Source organism: Acinetobacter sp. UBA6526, assembly GCF_002434875.1.
GTDB classification, from domain to species: domain Bacteria; phylum Pseudomonadota; class Gammaproteobacteria; order Pseudomonadales; family Moraxellaceae; genus Acinetobacter; species Acinetobacter venetianus.
Genome location: NZ_DJLC01000060.1, coordinates 9545 through 10023, shown reverse-complemented (window position 1 = coordinate 10023; position 479 = coordinate 9545). Strand labels below are relative to the sequence as shown.

The window sequence follows — 479 nt, the reverse complement described above, 5'->3', positions numbered from 1 at the left end:
TTCAGTTGTAGTTGTTTTACCTGCGTCAATGTGCGCAGAAATACCGATGTTACGGTAACGAGTAATAGGGGTTTGGCGAGCCATGATGTCTACATTCCTAAATGTTATATTTAAAACAGGACGCACCAATTAAATTGATGCGCACGAATATCCAAGCAGGCAACTTAAATACCCGCAAAGCTCCCACTTTGATAAAGAGCGATGTTGAATCGAGCTGCTGTACGCATGAATATTCTCCTGATTAGGGACTGTTTTATCCGCTTAGAAACGGTAGTGAGAGAAGGCTTTGTTGGCTTCAGCCATACGATGCACGTCTTCACGTTTTTTGATCGCTGCACCTTTACCTTCAGCTGCATCAAGCAACTCACCAGCAAGACGTAAAGCCATCGTTTTTTCAGAACGCTTAGCAGCAGCATCTACTAACCAACGCATAGCTAAAGCAGTACGACGGGATGGGCGTACTTCCATAGGTACTTGAT

At 44.3% G+C, this 479-nt stretch carries 1 protein-coding gene and 1 pseudogene; both read right to left on the bottom strand.

Annotated elements, in window-relative coordinates; translation table 11 throughout:
* The coding region (locus tag B4237_RS17695) for a hypothetical protein (RefSeq protein ID WP_414632340.1) at positions 1–84 on the bottom strand (84 nt) is incomplete at its 3' end.
* Positions 85–261: 177 nt separating this feature from the next.
* A pseudogene (locus B4237_RS04020) lies at positions 262–479 on the bottom strand (30S ribosomal protein S7); the annotation flags it as partial.